The sequence below is a fragment of the Pseudomonas sp. H3_E07 genome (assembly GCF_054668895.1).
In genome coordinates this window covers 49,433-64,711 of the sequence record NZ_CP162795.1, presented here as the reverse complement: position 1 = coordinate 64,711, position 15,279 = coordinate 49,433, and the positions used below count along the sequence as shown (strand labels likewise).

The 15,279-nt window shown below is 61.9% G+C and carries 15 protein-coding genes; 5 read left to right on the top strand and 10 right to left on the bottom strand.

All coding sequences use genetic code 11. The features are described 5' to 3' along the window. Positions 1 to 2: 2 nt before the first annotated feature. Complete coding sequence (locus AB4O08_RS00320) at positions 3 to 671, top strand: GNAT family N-acetyltransferase (RefSeq protein WP_460114620.1); 669 nt, start codon at positions 3 to 5, stop codon at positions 669 to 671. Between the two features lie 113 nt (positions 672 to 784). Here AB4O08_RS00320 and AB4O08_RS00315 read toward each other — a convergent pair whose 3' ends face one another. Then, positions 785 to 1,378 (bottom strand): TetR/AcrR family transcriptional regulator, encoded by a 594-nt coding sequence (locus AB4O08_RS00315; RefSeq protein WP_010210714.1) that lies wholly within the window; start codon positions 1,376 to 1,378, stop codon positions 785 to 787. Between the two features lie 69 nt (positions 1,379 to 1,447). Here AB4O08_RS00315 and AB4O08_RS00310 point away from each other — a divergent pair, with 69 nt between their 5' ends. Next, the gene (locus tag AB4O08_RS00310) at positions 1,448 to 2,047 is read left to right on the top strand and encodes an NAD(P)H-dependent oxidoreductase (RefSeq protein WP_010210709.1); all 600 of its coding nucleotides are present in this window, start codon (positions 1,448 to 1,450) and stop codon (positions 2,045 to 2,047) included. A gap of 1 nt (position 2,048) precedes the next feature. Here the strand turns inward: AB4O08_RS00310 and AB4O08_RS00305 are convergent, their stop codons facing one another. The 4 genes from AB4O08_RS00305 to AB4O08_RS00290 all read right to left on the bottom strand — a co-directional run bounded on the left by AB4O08_RS00305 (position 2,049) and on the right by AB4O08_RS00290 (position 5,813). Next, on the bottom strand, positions 2,049 to 2,438 hold the full coding sequence (locus tag AB4O08_RS00305; RefSeq protein ID WP_010210708.1) for a hypothetical protein: 390 nt from the start codon (positions 2,436 to 2,438) through the stop codon (positions 2,049 to 2,051). Positions 2,439 to 2,470: 32 nt separating this feature from the next. Then, positions 2,471 to 3,727, bottom strand: a complete 1,257-nt coding sequence (locus tag AB4O08_RS00300; protein ID WP_010210707.1) for a 3-phosphoshikimate 1-carboxyvinyltransferase — start codon at positions 3,725 to 3,727, stop codon at positions 2,471 to 2,473. A 186-nt stretch (positions 3,728 to 3,913) separates the two neighbouring features. After that, a complete protein-coding gene (locus AB4O08_RS00295) occupies positions 3,914 to 4,468 on the bottom strand; it encodes a UPF0149 family protein (RefSeq protein WP_044287069.1) in 555 nt (184 codons plus the stop codon). A 97-nt stretch (positions 4,469 to 4,565) separates the two neighbouring features. Continuing rightward, positions 4,566 to 5,813 carry a chloride channel protein gene (locus tag AB4O08_RS00290; RefSeq protein ID WP_044287070.1) on the bottom strand — a complete coding sequence of 416 codons (1,248 nt, stop codon included), beginning with the start codon at positions 5,811 to 5,813 and terminating at the stop codon, positions 4,566 to 4,568. Positions 5,814 to 6,005: 192 nt separating this feature from the next. On the opposite strand from AB4O08_RS00290, the gene AB4O08_RS00285 reads away from it, so the two are divergent. Together AB4O08_RS00285 and nudC are read left to right on the top strand one after the other, a co-directional pair. Further along, a complete protein-coding gene (locus tag AB4O08_RS00285; RefSeq protein ID WP_010210704.1) occupies positions 6,006 to 6,818 on the top strand; it encodes a crotonase/enoyl-CoA hydratase family protein in 813 nt (270 codons plus the stop codon). Between the two features lie 5 nt (positions 6,819 to 6,823). Continuing rightward, positions 6,824 to 7,657 (top strand): NAD(+) diphosphatase, encoded by an 834-nt coding sequence (gene nudC / locus AB4O08_RS00280; protein ID WP_010210702.1) that lies wholly within the window; start codon positions 6,824 to 6,826, stop codon positions 7,655 to 7,657. On the opposite strand, the gene AB4O08_RS00275 is transcribed toward nudC, so the two are convergent. The 3 genes from AB4O08_RS00275 to AB4O08_RS00265 all read right to left on the bottom strand — a co-directional run bounded on the left by AB4O08_RS00275 (position 7,625) and on the right by AB4O08_RS00265 (position 10,363). Continuing rightward, positions 7,625 to 8,404 carry a TSUP family transporter gene (locus AB4O08_RS00275; RefSeq protein ID WP_010210699.1) on the bottom strand — a complete coding sequence of 260 codons (780 nt, stop codon included), beginning with the start codon at positions 8,402 to 8,404 and terminating at the stop codon, positions 7,625 to 7,627. The genes nudC and AB4O08_RS00275 overlap by 33 nt on opposite strands. Positions 8,405 to 8,579: 175 nt before the next feature. After that, positions 8,580 to 9,299 (bottom strand): phosphatidylcholine synthase, encoded by a 720-nt coding sequence (gene pcsA, locus AB4O08_RS00270; protein ID WP_010210698.1) that lies wholly within the window; start codon positions 9,297 to 9,299, stop codon positions 8,580 to 8,582. 149 nt (positions 9,300 to 9,448) lie between these two features. Beyond that, positions 9,449 to 10,363, bottom strand: coding sequence for a class I SAM-dependent methyltransferase (locus AB4O08_RS00265; RefSeq protein ID WP_044287072.1), 915 nt, complete (start codon positions 10,361 to 10,363; stop codon positions 9,449 to 9,451). A gap of 191 nt (positions 10,364 to 10,554) precedes the next feature. On the opposite strand from AB4O08_RS00265, the gene mdeB reads away from it, so the two are divergent. Next, entirely contained in the window at positions 10,555 to 13,221 is a 2,667-nt protein-coding gene (gene mdeB / locus AB4O08_RS00260; protein WP_460114619.1) for an alpha-ketoglutarate dehydrogenase, read from the top strand. 77 nt (positions 13,222 to 13,298) lie between these two features. On the opposite strand, the gene AB4O08_RS00255 is transcribed toward mdeB, so the two are convergent. Continuing rightward, complete coding sequence (locus AB4O08_RS00255) at positions 13,299 to 13,787, bottom strand: DUF1289 domain-containing protein (protein WP_044287074.1); 489 nt, start codon at positions 13,785 to 13,787, stop codon at positions 13,299 to 13,301. 100 nt (positions 13,788 to 13,887) lie between these two features. Further along, complete coding sequence (locus AB4O08_RS00250) at positions 13,888 to 15,138, bottom strand: ribonucleotide-diphosphate reductase subunit beta (RefSeq protein ID WP_005788524.1); 1,251 nt, start codon at positions 15,136 to 15,138, stop codon at positions 13,888 to 13,890. Between the last annotated feature and the right edge of the window lie 141 nt (positions 15,139 to 15,279).

The following is a 15,279-nucleotide window of genomic DNA, read 5'->3' as shown; positions in this document are numbered from 1 at the left end:
GCATGTTCAGCCTTACCCGCTACACCACGCCGTGCCCCGAGCCCATCAATGCTCAGATCCTGCAGATGGTGGTGGACAACCTCACCGATATCAGCAGCGTGGCGCTGCCGCCGAGCAACCTGTTGTACAACATCTACCAGTACGCCATTGGCTTTGAGGTGCACCTTTACCTGGAGGCGCTGAACGGCGCCAAAGGCATCGCCGTCGAGTTGGTGGTGGCGATGGAAGCGGAAAAACTCATCGGCTTTTGCCTGTACCTGCCGGTGAAGGACGATTCGGAGGCCTGCGGCATTGCGTTCATGGCGGTCCAGGTCGGTTACCGGCGTCAAGGTGTGGCGCGCGCAATGATGGGTGACGTGTTGAGCCGCTATCCCCATGCGGAACTGGCGTGCTCAGTGGAGAAGGTGCCGGCGTTCGAGGGCATGGGTTTCCACGTGCGCGGCGCGCGAGGTACCCAGGTGCTGATGAACACGCGGGACTACGGCACGGAGGGCTTGATGGGCGTGCTGGATGTGGCGTCGATCTACCGCTCATTGGAAGTGCGGCAGATTCATACCTACCTGCTGCAAAAGCACGGCAAGCGCGCCATGGTGGATGCCGAGAAACAACGCGATCGGCACCTTGATCAACTCGCGCGCCGGGTGCAGCTGTTTCTACAGGATCGGGGCTGAAAGACAATCCCGCATTGGCCTTACGGCTTGGCGAGGTTGCCGTTGCCGCCAACGCCGTCATCGGTAATGACACGCCCGCCGTGCCGGTTTATTCCTCGCATGTCAGAAGTTATTCACATGCGACTGCGATTGACCATCGCGAGGATGGTCGCCAGCAACTCCTGCTTCGCCTCTTCACGGCTGATCTCGCCGCTGGCTGCCGCCTGGGACAGCGCCTCCGCAGCGCCCAGCATGCCGCGCAGTCCCGCCTGGGACACGCGACCGAAGGGCGACAGCGCGTCGCGGCATTTATCGAGGAAGATCGCCTCGTACTGGCGCTTGAGTGCTTCCAGCTCCGGCGAGCTGCTAAGGGCCGCAATCACCCCCGGGATTTCCCGACCCTGCAATAACACGCAATCCACATAGGATTCGGCGATCACCCAGGCACGCTCGTCCAGCGTGTCGCCACTGGCCGCGATGGCGTTGGCGAAGACCTGATCCTGGCGCGCATCGAAGTCCTCATACAGCGCCGCCAGCAATCCGGCACGGGTGACGAAATGGTCGTAAACCACCGGCTTGGTCACCCCCGCCAACTCCGCCAGGCGGCCAAGGGTCAGGGCTTCGGTGCCTTCATCGCGCACCAGTTGCCAGGCCACCTCCAAGAGTTGGCGCAGGCGATCTTCACGGGACAGGCGACGGCGGGGGGAGGTGGATTCGCTGCTTGACATGCTTATATACCAAAAGTAACTTACTAATCGTAACTTAAGCCTAGGCTAACCCCAAAGGGAGTCAATGTCATGCACGCACTCATCGTTGTTGCTCATCACGACCCGCAATCCCTCACCCATAGCGTGGCTGCGCAGGTGTCAGCCGGCCTTACTGCATCGGGCCACACCTTCGAAATCGCCGACATTGCCGCGGAAGGTTTCGACCCGCGCTACGCCGCCGCCGATCACTTAGTGCACCGTACCCGCGCCACGCCTCCGGCCGACGTGTTGGCCGAACAGGCCCGCATCGACCGCGCCGATGCGCTGGTGCTGGCATTCCCGATTTATTGGTGGTCGCTGCCGGGCCTGCTCAAGGGCTGGATCGACCGCGTCTTCGTCAACGGCTGGGCCATCGATTACGGCCCCGACACCCCGGTGGTGAAAAAGCTGCGGCACTTGCGGGTGCATCTGCTGGCGCTGGGTGCAGCGGACGCCGATGCGTTTGATCGACACGGCTACGCCAACGCGATGCGCACGCAAATTGACTACGGGATCTTTGATTACTGTGGCGCGCAGGTGGTGACGTCGGCGTTGTTGCTGGAGTCGGAAAGCGGCGCGGCGCAGGCGCATCTGGACAAGGCCAGGGCCTTGGGCAAAGGGCTGTTCGAAACCGAAACCGTGGCGGGTTGATTCAACCTTCGCGAAACAGGTCGTGGGCGTCAAGCAGGCGGTAGGCGATTTCCGGACGTTTCTCCATACCCCGGCGGATGGCTGCCGGGATGGATTGGCGGGTCTTGCGGCACATGCCCGGCAGCTCATCGATCACGATCTGGATACCGCGCATGCTCTTGACCTCGGTATGGCCGGGGGCCACGTGCACGCGGATGCCCAAAAGTTCGTACATCCGCTGCTGCATGTGCTCCAGGTCTTGCAGGCTCTTGAGGTCTTCCAGCCGGTCGAGCAGTTTTTTCTCTTCCTGTCGCGTCAGGTTGAGAATGCGCAGGTCGGCACCAGGCGCTTGCAGCAGTTGCTCGCGGTCGCAGACGCAGGCGCCGGGTGGGCAGGGTTGGCGAATTGTCATGTGCAGTGCCTCCCCATTCCGACGCCGCCCCTTTAATAGCTCAACTGAACCCCAAGACTGCCCAAGGCCTTCCAGTATTCAGGATAGGTCTTCGCGACGCAGTCCGGGTCCTGGATGCGGATCCCCGCGACTTTCAACCCCGCCAGCGCAAAGCACATGGCGATGCGGTGGTCGGCGTGGGTGTCGATCAGCGCGTTGCACGAGGTGCCGGCCAGGGCCGGATCGCTGGCCACCAGCAGGTCGTCGCCTTCGATGGTCGCCAGGCCCGGGCGGATCTCGTTCAGGCCGTCATGCAGGGCCTGGACGCGGTCGCACTCCTTGACCCGTAGGTTGGCCAGCTCGGTAAAGCGCACTGGGGTGTTGTTGAACGCGGCGAGTACCGCCAGGGTCGGGATGGCGTCCTGCATCTGCGAGCCGACGACCGTGGCTTGCATGTTTGGAAACTGCGCGATCACGGCCTGGGCCTTGGCATCCGGCTGGGTGAAATCCTGGGCGGCCACGCCGATGTCGATGCGGCCACCGGTCAACACTTCAGCGGCCCACAGGTAGGTCGCGGCGGAGGCGTCGGGTTCGATCAGGTAGTCGTGGGCGGTGTAGCCGGTGGGGGCCACGCGCCAGGTGGTGTCGTCGACCGCTTCAACCTGGGCACCGAAGGCGCGCATGCAGTCCAGGGTCAGGTCCACATAGCCACGGGCACCGATGTCCTTGCCGGTCAACGCCACTTCAATCGGCGCTTCGCCACAGGCCGCGAGCATCAGCAGGGCCGATACGTATTGGCTGGACAGGCCGCCGTCGATCTCGAAACGCTTGGCCTTGATCTTGCCGACGCCGTGTACGGTGACCGGTGGGCAGCCGGTGGGGCTGTCGACCAGGATGCCGTTCTGGCCGAGGGTTGCCAGCAGCGGGCCGATCGGGCGTTTTTGCATGTAGTCATCGCCGTCCAGCACCACGGTGCCTTCCACGGTGGCGACGGCAGCGGTGAGGAAGCGCATGGCGGTGCCGGCGTTGCCGAGGAACAGTGGTTGCGACGGCAGTTGCAGTTTGCCTTGGCCGGTGACGACGAAGGTGGTGTCGTCCGGCTCGTCGATGGTTACACCCATCTGGCGCAGGGCTACGGACATGTGGCGGGTGTCGTCGCTCTTGAGCGCGCCGCTGAGGCGGCTGGTGCCGTTGGCCAGCGCGGCAAGCAGCAGGGCACGGTTGGTAATGGATTTGGAGCCGGGGGGCGCGACCTTGCCATTGAGGGGGAAGTTGGGCGGTGTAACGGTCACGGTTTTCTGCGAACTCAAGGTACAAGGCTCCTGATTCAAGGCAAGGTGGAACGGAGTGGCCGACGGGCGGACTGGAATAATCGGGCATAGACGCCGTGCTTGTCGAGCTTGGGGTCGTGGCCGCTGATATTTACTCGGTGTATGTGGGAACTGGCGTGCCTGTGATGCAGGCGCCTCGCTCCCTCTGATACGCCCAGCAGTCCTTTACCGCTTCGCCAACCAATACGCGTGCAGTGCTCGTGCTGCCGGTTCGAGTTCGCTGACGCGTTGCTGGTGTGCTTGCACGTCCAGGTCGGCGGGCAGTTCGAAGTTGTCCTGTTCGGCGCACCAGGAGATTTTTTCCAGCAGTGCTGCCTGTTCTGCCGGCAGTGCCGGCCAGTTGCCGATGGCCGCGCCGCGGATGTAGCCAAAACACCATTCTTCGGCCAGGGTCACGTTCTGGCCCTGGTGTTCGGTTTCGTCGAAGCGAGCCTTGAAGCCCTGGGCATCGGTGGCCAGCTGGCTTGCCAGGGTGTTGATGTGGCGCACGCACAGTTCGAGGAAGCTTTGCGCTTCATCCATGTTGTTCCACTCCGGGTTCTGGCCGCCCCAGATCGCCGGGAACCACTCAGCCACATCCACCTGCGCCGGGCTGGACACCAAGGCGGTGAAGTAGCCGTCGAGTTCGGCCAGGTTCAGCACCGAATGGTCGTCGCCGTACTTGAGCAGGGTGTTTTCGATGAACTCGAATTCGGCAGGGGTGAGGGGGTGGGCGTGCATGGGCATATCCTTTAAACGTCGAGCGCTGCGAATGGGGCGGCCTAAAGCGCGAAGGATGGCGTGTGTGCCGGGTTTTATCCAGCATTTTGCAGGGTTTTTACCAGCGCCGTTGGCACAGCTTGCTCACACACATCGAACCCACCACGGCCAGGATGATCGGTACCAGGAAGTCGTGGTCGATTCGGGTGAACTCCGCCACCAGCACAATCGCGGTCAACGGCATGCTCATGCTGGCGGCCAGGAATGCCGCCGCGCCGATGATCGCAAACGCGCCCAAGGGAACGCCGGGCCACGCCAGGCTCCAGGCGCCGCCGAGGATGATTGCCAGTAACGCGCCATTGGCGAGGCCGGGGGTAAGCAAGCCGCCTTCGGCCCCGGCGCGCAGGCTGCTGGTGGTGATCAGCACTTTGACCACCAGCAATAAAGCCGCCAGGCCGATGCTTAACTCGTTGTCGAAACCCAACTGCGCAGGGCCTTTGCCATTGCCGAGGATTTGCGGCAATACCATCGCCAAGCCGCCGATGATGGTGAAGTTGATCAATGCCAGCACCGGCAAGCGCCAGCCTCTTGCAGCCTGTGCCCGCGCCTTGCCGGTGAGCCGGGTGAAAGCGTACGCAGCCACGCCGAATAGCGGGCCGCAAACCACCGCCCAAGCGATCAATTCAGGGCTCAATACGAAGTTCGGGACCTCATATTGTAATTGCGCACCCAGCCCGATCCACGCCACCGAGGCCGCAATCGCCGAGGTCGCCAGCGCAATCACCGCCGCTGGCCAACTGAACGCGCCCACCAGTACTTCCAGCACAAACACCGCGCCACCCAGCGGCACGTTGTAGACCGCCGCCAGACCCGCCCCGGCGCCGCAGGCGACGAGCAGGCGATGCATCTGTGGGTCGAGTCGCGCCCGCAGGGACAACCAGGTGGCGGCCAATGCCCCGATTTCCCGCGGTGCCACTTCACGGCCCAGCGGCGAACCCAGCGCCACGGTGATGATCTGCAGCACGGCGTGGGCGAGGGTGGTCTTGGGCGGCATGATCGGCATCTTTTCCGCGACAGCTTGCTTGATGCTCACCAGCGGCCGGCCATAGCGATAAATTGCCCACCAGCCCAATCCCGCCACCAGGCCGCACACCACCAGCACCAGCAGACGCCGCTCGGGCGCAGCCGCCGTGACGCCCAGCAAGAACGTTTCATGGCTGACCAGGCTGTCGAGACTATAGCCGTAGGCCAGGTGCTGAATACCGTGCAGGAGCAATGCCAGCAGCATCCCGCCCAACCCGGCACCGATACCGGTCAATACGACCACCAGGGCCAGGATCAAGGTTGAGCGAAACGTAGTCGGCATAGGCGGCTCCAGGCAATGGCCCTGATTGTATAGCCGATAAATCGGCCGCCTTGGGTGAAATGTATCGGTGCTGCATGAAGTGATCACTCACAACATTCCATCACATTGGCCTGTCCCGTTTTTGGCCGATGTGCCGTGACGTTCCCTTGTTATAGTTCGGGCCTTATCACTCGCCAGTCAGGGATCACTGCCATGTCCGAATACCACGCTTTTGTCGTCGAACTCATCGGCAACGTTGCCCATGTGCAGATCAACCGCCCGGAAAAGATCAACGCGATGAACGCCGCGTTCTGGACCGAGATCATCGACATCTTCCAATGGATCGAGGACACCGACGCCGTGCGCGCCGTGGTGCTTAGCGGTGCAGGCAAGCATTTTTCCTCCGGCATCGACCTGATGATGCTGGCCTCGGTGGCCAACGAGTTCGGCAAGGACGTGGGCCGCAATGCGCGCCTGCTGCGCCGCAAGATTCTTGAACTGCAAGCCTCGTTCAATGCCGTCGATAACTGCCGCAAGCCGGTGCTGGCGGCGGTCCAGGGTTACTGCATCGGCGGCGCCATCGACCTGATCAGCGCCTGCGACATGCGCTACGCCGCCGAGGGCGCGCAATTTTCCATCAAGGAAATCGACATTGGCATGGCCGCCGACGTCGGCACCTTGCAGCGCCTGCCGCGCATCATCGGCGACGGCATGCTGCGCGAACTTGCCTACACGGGCCGCCAGTTTGGCGCTGAAGAGGCGCGCAGCATCGGCCTGGTCAATCGCGTCTATCCCGATCAGGACAGCCTGTTGGCCGGCGTCATGGAAATCGCCCATGAAATCGCCGCCAAGTCGCCGATAGCCGTCACCGGCACCAAGGCCATGATCAGCTACATGCGTGACCATACAGTCAATGATGGTCTGGAATACGTTGCCACCTGGAACGCGGCTATGTTGCAATCCAACGACCTGCGCGTGGCCATCGCGGCCCACATGAGTAAGCAGAAACCCGAATTCGTGGATTGACTGACATGACCCCAGGCTGGATTACCACAACGTTGCTGGACAACGACACCCCCGGTGGCTGGGCCGTCGCCCGCAGCCGCGAGGGCTTTTTACACGACACCAATGGCCCCTTGTTTCCCCGGGAGTGGCTCAAGCGCCAGGACCTCTCGGTGTTCGCCGAACACGGCATTGGCCACCTTGATGGCGAACCGGTGTACCTGCTGGAACTCGATGCCCCTGCTGAAGTACCGGGCTGCAGCTGGCAGGGGCTGCGCGGCTTCATGCTGCAAGGCGACCACACGCTTTACAAAGTGCTGGGGTATGCGGCACAGATCGGTACCTGGGCGCGTGAACACAGGTTTTGTGGGCGTTGCGGCCAGGCCATGGTCCAGGTGCCACGCGAGCGGGCGATGTATTGCGAGGCCTGCGACTTGCGCAGCTACCCACGGATCTCGCCGAGCATGATCGTGCTGGTGACCCGTGGCGACGAGATCCTGCTGGCGCGTTCGCCACGTTTTGTCACGGGGGTCTACAGCACGCTGGCGGGTTTTGCCGAGCCGGGCGAGTCGGCCGAAGACTGCCTGATCCGCGAGGTACGCGAAGAAGTCCAGGTAGAGGTCAAGAATATCCAGTACATGGGCAGCCAATGCTGGCCGTTCCCTCATTCGATGATGCTGGGCTTCCATGCCGAGTACGCCGGTGGTGACATCGTGCCCCAGGCGGACGAAATCGAGGACGCGCAGTGGTTCAACATCCACGACCTGCCGCCGTTGCCGGCCTCTCGCTCGATTGCGCGTTACTTGATCGACCTCTACCTGGCCCGTCGACTAGGCCACGCTGAACCAGTGCTGCCAGGCTAGGCGCACTGTCAGGCCAAGGACCACGGTGATAAACACCGGGCGAATGAATTTGGCGCCGCCGCTGATCGCGCTGCGTGCGCCAAAGAACGCGCCGCACATTACCGAGATGCCCATGGCCAGGCCGACGATCCAGTCCACCGAGCCGTTGATGATAAACACCGTCAGCGCCGCCGCGTTGCTGACGAAGTTCATGCTGCGCGCCACGCCGCTGGCTTTCACCAGGTCGATGGGGTGCAGCAGCATCGTGCTCACGGTCCAGAACGCCCCGGTTCCGGGGCCGGCCACGCCGTCGTAGAAGCCCAGGCTGAAGCCCTGGGTGGATTGCCATTTCTTCTTGATCGGCGCATCGGCGTCCAGCGGTGCCTTGGGCGTGCCGCCAAACAGCAGGTACACGCCACAGGCGAACACGATCACCGGCAGCATCTTGTTCAGGGTTTCGGCGGGCAGGTAGTGGGCGACTACGGCGCCGGTGAGGGCGCCGACCAGCGTGCCGACGATCGCGTGGACCCACTGGCGCGGATGGAACAGCTTGCGGCGATAAAAGGTGAAGCTGGCGGTGGCCGAGCCGAAGGTGGAACTGAGCTTGTTAGTGCCCAATACCAAGTGCGGTGGCATACCGGCGGTGAGCAGCGCAGGGGTGGTGAGCAAACCGCCACCGCCGGCGATGGCGTCGATGAAGCCGGCGATAAAGGCGACAATGGCCAGGATGGCGAGGGTGGTGAGGTCTACGCTGAGTTCGAAGGGCATGGGCTGGGCTTATGATTGGCAGGGCGCTAAGCGAAAGGCCGCCATCTTACTCGCCAGCTAGACGCAATCCAAATGTGGGAGCGGGCTTGCTCGCCAATGCGGTGTATCAGTACCCGATGTACCGACTGACACTCAGTATTCGCGAGCAAGCCCGCTCCCACATCTTCAACTGCGATCAACCGTGACGTTTTTCGATCCATTCCAGCGCCGTGCGCCAGATACAAATCCCCAGGAAGTAAGCCGACATTAACGACCACAGCCCGAACGTCCACGGGTTGGTATTCGGATAATCCACCACCATCAAAAAGCTGCACAGCAGCCAGATCGTGGTCACCGCGATATTGATCGGCATGAAACGCTTCACCCGGAACGGGTGCAGGAATTTCATCGGCGTCACGGTCAGCAGGGCCAGGCCGATCACTGTGAGCAAGGTGACCCAGGCTTCCGGCTGGATGATATAGACGCACAAGGCCACCACATTCCACGCGGCGGGGAAGCCCACGAAGTAGTTGTCCTTGCTTTTCATGTTGACGTTGCAGAAGCAGAACAGCGACGACACCAGGATCACCGACACCGCAAACAGGTGGGTGAAGTCCGGCAGGTCGATGTAGCGGTAGATGAACAACGCTGGAATGAATACGTAGGTGAGGTAATCAATCACCAGGTCGAGCACCGAACCGTCGAAGCTCGGCAAAACCGTGCTGACATTCACGCGTCGCGCCAGTGAACCGTCGACACCGTCCACCACCAACGCCAGGCCCAGCCACAACAGGCAGGCCTTGGGTGAGTTTTCCAGCAGCGCCAGGGTAGCCAGAAAGGCCAATACCACACCGGTGGCGGTAAAGCCGTGGGCGCCCCAGGCTTTGAGTCTGGCTACATGCAGGGTCGATATCACGGGCGGTTCTCCAAAAGGTGAAACGGGGCAGCCGACAACGTGACGCCGTCGAGTCTGGCCGGGGAATGCAGGTATCGACCGGGAAGGGGGTAAGAAGGTTCACCACCCCGGCGTATCACTTAGCGTAGCAAGCGTAGGACGTTTCGGCATCAGCCCTGGCGGAACACCAGCGCCTTTAAGCCACTTTGCACATCAATGTCAGGAAATTCCGGCGGGTTTTGTAGCCGTTCAACAAAACGCAGGCCCGGAGCCTCGCGGGTGACACCGTCGATCAGGAAGTCTTCACCAAAGGCCGGATCGTTCATGCAAGCCAATACAGTGCCTTGTGGTGTAAGCAGGTCCGGCAGGCGGCGCAGCACGCGCTGGTAGTCCTTGGTCAGCAGGAAACTGCCTTTCTGGAACGAGGGTGGGTCGATGATCACCAGGTCATAGGGGCCGCTATGGGTGACTTTGGCCCAGGACTTGAACAGGTCGTGGCCCAGGAAACTGACTCTGCTCAGGTCATGACCATTCAGGCGATGGTTGTCACGGCCACGGCTCAAGGCACCACGCGCCATGTCCAGGTTCACTACGTGGTCCGCGCCACCTTCGATGGCCGCCACGGAAAACCCGCAGGTATAGGCAAACAGGTTGAGCACGCGCTGGCCCCTGGCCTGCTCGCGCACCCAGTTGCGGCCGTAGCGCATGTCGAGGAACAGCCCGCTGTTCTGTTTTTTACCCAGGTCGATCAGGTAGCGCAGACCGCCTTCAGTAATGGTCAGCTCGTCGACAGGGTTGCCCGCCAGCCATTCGGTGGTGCTTTGCGGCAGGTAGCGGTGTTGCAGGGCGACGGTGTACGTACCGAACTCGGTTTGCAGCAGCTGTTTCAGGGCGTCCAGTTGTGCAGCGTCCGGCTCCTTGAACAACGCCACCAACAGCACGCCTTGCAACCAGTCCACCGTCAGTTGCTCCAGGCCCGGCCAGCAGCGGCCACGGCCGTGGAACAGGCGACGGGTTTCAGCCGGTGGGTGCGCCAGGGCGGTGAGCAGGTGAGTGTGCAGGGTGGCGAGTACGTCTGGGGTCATCTTTAAGCGTCGGTCGTTGAGCGGGCGGCATTTTAAACACAATTGCGGGCTTTCGTCCTGCTGGAGCATAACGTGCTGGTAAAACGAAGCCTGGCAGTGATTCATGCTCAAAATTCAACGGTGAACGCCTGATAACAGGCAAAAAATCCTCCAGCACCGACATAAACTGGAAAAAAACGCCGGAGGTGCCCATGAACGGTTTCACGAATGCGGTGATTGACCAGCAAGAGTTGGATGAGTGGCGCGACGCCCTGGCTTCCCTGGTCACCCACGCCGGCCCCGTGCGGGCGCGCCAGATCCTCGACGTGCTGGCTCAAGACGCCAGTGCTGCGCACATCGACTGGAAACCCCGCCACGGCACGCCCTATATCAATAGCATCAGCGTGGCGCAGCAACCGGCATTCCCCGGCGACCTTGCTACCGAAGAACGTTTGGCCTCGCTGGTACGCTGGAACGCCTTGGCCATGGTGGTGCGCGCCAACCAGGCCTATGGCGAACTGGGTGGCCATATCGCCAGCTACGCCAGTGCGGCGGACTTGTTCGAAGTGGGTTTCAACCACTTTTTCCGCGCGCGCAACGAAGGGTTTGGCGGCGACCTGGTGTTCTATCAGCCGCATTCCGCGCCGGGCATCTACGCGCGGGCGTTCCTTGAAGGGCGCTTGAGCGAGCACGACCTGGCCCACTATCGACAGGAAATAGGCGGGTCCGCGCATGGCGCACGCGGCCTGTCCAGCTACCCGCACCCGTGGTTGATGCCGGACTTCTGGCAGTTTCCCACCGGATCCATGGGCATCGGCCCCATCAGTTCGATCTTCCAGGCGCGTTTCATGCGCTACTTGCAGCATCGCAACTTGCAGGACACCCGCGACCGCCACGTTTGGGGCGTTTTCGGCGATGGCGAGATGGACGAGCCGGAAAGCATGTCGGCCCTGACCCTGGCCGCCCGCGAAGGCCTGGACAACTTGACCTGGGTGGTCAACTGCAACCTGCAACGCCTCGACGGCCCAGTGCGCGGCAATGGGCGAATCATCGATGAGCTGGAAGCCTTGTTCGCCGGCGCGGGCTGGAACGTGATCAAGCTGGTGTGGGGCTCGGACTGGGATGCGTTGCTGGCCAATGACGCTGACGGTTCGCTGGTCAACACCTTGTCCAACACCGTCGACGGTCAATTCCAGACCTTCGCCGCCAAGGACGGTGCCTACAACCGTGAACACTTCTTCGGCCAGAGCGAATCCCTGGCCCGGCTGGTCGAGGGCATGAGCGATGAGCAGATCGACCGTCTCAAGCGTGGCGGCCACGACATGGTCAAGATCCACGCGGCCTATCACGCCGCACGTCGGGTCAAAGGCAAACCCACGGTGATTCTGGCCCAGACCAAGAAAGGCTTCGGCATGGGCGAGGCCGGGCAGGGCAAGATGACCACTCACCAGCAGAAGAAGTTGGACCGTGATGCGTTGATCGCCTTCCGCAATCGCTTCCAGTTGCCGCTGACCGATGAACAGACCGAATCACTGAGCTTCTTCAAACCGGCCGAGGACAGCCTGGAGTTGCGCTATCTGCACCAGCGCCGCACTGCGTTGGGCGGCTACGTGCCCCGTCGCAGTCAGGGCGCCACCCCGGTCGGCGTGCCGGCGGTTTCGGCATACGCCGGCTTCGCGACGGCCGCCGACGGCAAGGAAATGTCCACCACCATGGCCTTCGTGCGCATGTTGACCAACCTGCTCAAGGATAAGGCCCTGGGCCCACGTATCGTGCCTATCGTGGCCGATGAAGCGCGGACATTCGGCATGGCCAACCTGTTCAAGCAGATCGGTATTTATTCAAGCGTCGGTCAACGCTACGAGCCTGAGGACATTGGCTCGATCCTCAGCTACCGCGAAGCCACCGACGGGCAGATCCTGGAGGAAGGTATCAGTGAGGCCAGCGCCATCAGTTCCTGGGTCGCGGCGGCGACCAGCTATTCGGTGCATGGCCTGCGCATGTTGCCGTTCTACATCTATTACTCGATGTTCGGCTTCCAGCGCGTTGGCGACCTGATCTGGGCGGCCGCCGACCAACGCGCCCGTGGCTTCCTGCTGGGTGCCACCGCCGGACGCACCACCCTGGGGGGCGAAGGCTTGCAGCACCAGGACGGCAGCAGCCACCTCACGGCTGCCACCGTGCCCAATTGCCGTGCCTACGACCCGGCGTTCGCCGGGGAATTCGCGGTGATCCTCGATCACGGCATGCGCCAGATGCTGGAGCAGGATGTGGACGAGTTCTACTACGTGACCCTGATGAACGAAAACTATCCGCAGCCGAGCCTGCCGGAAGGGGTTGAAGCGGCGATCATCAAGGGCATGTATCGCCTGCAAGGCGCGGCCGGTGCCCAGGTGCGCCTGCTCGGGGCGGGCACGCTGGTGCGCGAAGCCCAGGCAGCGGCACAGTTGCTGGCGGACGATTGGCAGGTGGCGAGCGAGGTGTTCAGCGTCACCAGTTTCAGCGAGCTGGCGCGGGATGCGCGGGAGGTGGAACGGTGGAACCGCTTGCATCCGCAGGCAGTGGCGCGGGTCAGCCATGTGAATGAATGCTTGCCCCACGGCGCGCCGGTGATTGCGGTGTCCGACTATGTGCGGGCAGTGCCGCAGATGATTGGCTCTTACTTGGGTTCCCGCTACACCGTACTGGGTACGGACGGCTTTGGACGCAGCGATACGCGGGCGGCGCTGCGGGATTTTTTTGAGGTGGATCGCCATCACCTGGTGCTGGCAGCGCTGACGGCGTTGGCGGAGCAGGGCAGCCTGGCGCCGCAAGTGTGTCAGCAGGCGATTGAGCGCTACGGCCTGCAGGCGGAACGCGACGTTTCCTGGAACGCCTGAACCCGTGAAAGCCCGGCTTGCTGGCGATGGCGTCCGTAAGGTCGCCATCGCCGGCAAGCCGGCTCCCACCGCGTTTTTCAGAGCGTGGCGATCAGGGCGGGGCCAAACGCTTCCTTCAGGAAACCTGGGGCGATGTACCGCTCGTAATGCGCCTCTGACAGCAGGAAAAACTCCCGGTCAATCGCATCCCGAAGATCCGCCAGGCTGCGTTCGCGAAACTCTGGCAGCAATGCCAGCCCATACGCATCCAGCTTGGAAATCACCCGCGCACCCCGTGCAATCAGCTGGTACGCCCAGCAATACGGTGACTGGTGCGGGACGAAACGGATCTTGCGGTTCTCCAGTTGCTGACGCAGCAGGTGCGCATCAAACACCTCCAGCTTGCTGGCCATCACCTGCACCAGCAATTGCTCCAGGCGCAGCCACACCGCCTGTTTCTCGTCGGCGTTGTAGCCGTTCCACTGGATCACTTCATGGTGATAACGCTTGCAGCCCCGGCAGACCAAGTCCCCGTAAACGGTGGAACACAAGCCGACGCAGGGCGTCTTGATGGTTTGATTGGGCATAAAAACTATTTAACGGGTATCAACACCAAACCTGTAGGAGCCGGCTTGCCGGCGATGGCGCCCGCATGATCGCCATCGCCGGCAAGCCAGCTCCTACACGTTAGTCCCAGCTCAGCGCGCCGCCGGTCTGGTACTCGATCACACGGGTTTCGAAGAAGTTTTTCTCTTTCTTCAAGTCCATGATCTCGCTCATCCACGGGAACGGGTTAGTGGTCCCTGGATACTCTTCTTTAAGACCGATCTGCGACAAGCGACGGTTCGCGATGAACTTGAGGTAATCCTCCATCATCGCCGCGTTCATGCCCAGTACACCGCGTGGCATGGTATCGCGCGCGTATTCAATCTCCAGCTGAGTCCCTTGCAGGATCATCTGGGTCGCTTCCTCTTTCATCTCGGCATCCCACAGGTGTGGGTTTTCGATTTTGATCTGGTTGATCACGTCGATACCGAAGTTCAAGTGCATCGACTCGTCGCGCAGGATGTACTGGAACTGCTCGGCCACGCCGGTCATTTTGTTGCGGCGGCCCATGGACAGGATCTGGGTGAAGCCGCAGTAGAAGAAGATGCCTTCCAGGACGCAGTAGTAGGCGACCAGGTTGCGCAGCAGTTCCTTGTCGGTCTCGACGGTGCCGGTTTCGAACTTCGGATCGGAGATCGAGCGGGTGTACTTGAGGCCCCAGGCGGCTTTTTTAGCCACCGATGGAATCTCGTGGTACATGTTGAAGATCTCGCCTTCATCCATGGCCAGCGATTCGATGCAGTACTGGTAGGCGTGGGTGTGGATCGCTTCTTCGAAGGCCTGGCGCAGGATGTACTGGCGGCACTCCGGGTTGGTGATCAGGCGGTACACGGCCAGGACCAGGTTGTTGGCGACCAGGGAGTCGGCGGTGGAGAAGAAGCCCAGGTTGCGCATGACGATGCGGCGTTCGTCGTCGGTCAGGCCTTCGGGGTTTTTCCACAGAGCGATGTCGGCGGTCATGTTGACCTCTTGCGGCATCCAGTGGTTGGCGCAGCCGTCGAGGTATTTCTGCCAGGCCCAGTCGTACTTGAACGGCACGAGTTGGTTGAGGTCGGCGCGGCAGTTGATCATGCGCTTTTCGTCAACGGCGACGCGGGCGGCGGAGCCTTCCAGCTCGGCGAGGCCTTCGGCGACGTCGAGTTTGTCCAGGGCGGCCTTGGCGCGGATGATCGCGGCGGAGTCGTTGGCGGTCACGTTACGGGCTTCCAGCGCGGCGGCGGCGCCGGCGCCGTCGAGACGGTCCATGTTGGCTTCGCTGGCGTGGCCGGCATTGGCGCCCTTGATCACCGCTGCACCGGTGTCTTCGTTGTCGACTTCATCCCAACTCAGCATTGAAATACTCCTTCCTGATCTGTTCTGACGGCGTGTGAACCCGTCCAAAAATATGCAATTTGCAGGCTACTAGGCATTGAAATACTGCGCATAATGTGGTCGGTAAATACCGATACTGCACACTATGTAGTGGTCTGTTCT

What these genes read in the sequence shown, in the direction of transcription:
- AB4O08_RS00290 (WP_044287070.1), bottom strand. Translation starts at nt 5,813, where the DNA reads ATGCCGACTACGTTTCGCTCAACCTTGATCCTGGCCCTGGTGGTCGTA.
- AB4O08_RS00315 (WP_010210714.1), bottom strand. Translation starts at nt 1,378, where the DNA reads ATGTCAAGCAGCGAATCCACCTCCCCCCGCCGTCGCCTGTCCCGTGAA.
- AB4O08_RS00295 (WP_044287069.1), bottom strand. Translation starts at nt 4,468, where the DNA reads ATGCACGCCCACCCCCTCACCCCTGCCGAATTCGAGTTCATCGAAAAC.
- AB4O08_RS00320 (WP_460114620.1), top strand. Translation starts at nt 3, where the DNA reads ATGTTCAGCCTTACCCGCTACACCACGCCGTGCCCCGAGCCCATCAAT.
- mdeB (WP_460114619.1), top strand. Translation starts at nt 10,555, where the DNA reads ATGAACGGTTTCACGAATGCGGTGATTGACCAGCAAGAGTTGGATGAG.
- AB4O08_RS00310 (WP_010210709.1), top strand. Translation starts at nt 1,448, where the DNA reads ATGCACGCACTCATCGTTGTTGCTCATCACGACCCGCAATCCCTCACC.
- AB4O08_RS00305 (WP_010210708.1), bottom strand. Translation starts at nt 2,438, where the DNA reads ATGACAATTCGCCAACCCTGCCCACCCGGCGCCTGCGTCTGCGACCGC.
- nudC (WP_010210702.1), top strand. Translation starts at nt 6,824, where the DNA reads ATGACCCCAGGCTGGATTACCACAACGTTGCTGGACAACGACACCCCC.
- AB4O08_RS00250 (WP_005788524.1), bottom strand. Translation starts at nt 15,138, where the DNA reads ATGCTGAGTTGGGATGAAGTCGACAACGAAGACACCGGTGCAGCGGTG.
- AB4O08_RS00265 (WP_044287072.1), bottom strand. Translation starts at nt 10,363, where the DNA reads ATGACCCCAGACGTACTCGCCACCCTGCACACTCACCTGCTCACCGCC.
- AB4O08_RS00255 (WP_044287074.1), bottom strand. Translation starts at nt 13,787, where the DNA reads ATGCCCAATCAAACCATCAAGACGCCCTGCGTCGGCTTGTGTTCCACC.
- AB4O08_RS00285 (WP_010210704.1), top strand. Translation starts at nt 6,006, where the DNA reads ATGTCCGAATACCACGCTTTTGTCGTCGAACTCATCGGCAACGTTGCC.
- AB4O08_RS00275 (WP_010210699.1), bottom strand. Translation starts at nt 8,404, where the DNA reads ATGCCCTTCGAACTCAGCGTAGACCTCACCACCCTCGCCATCCTGGCC.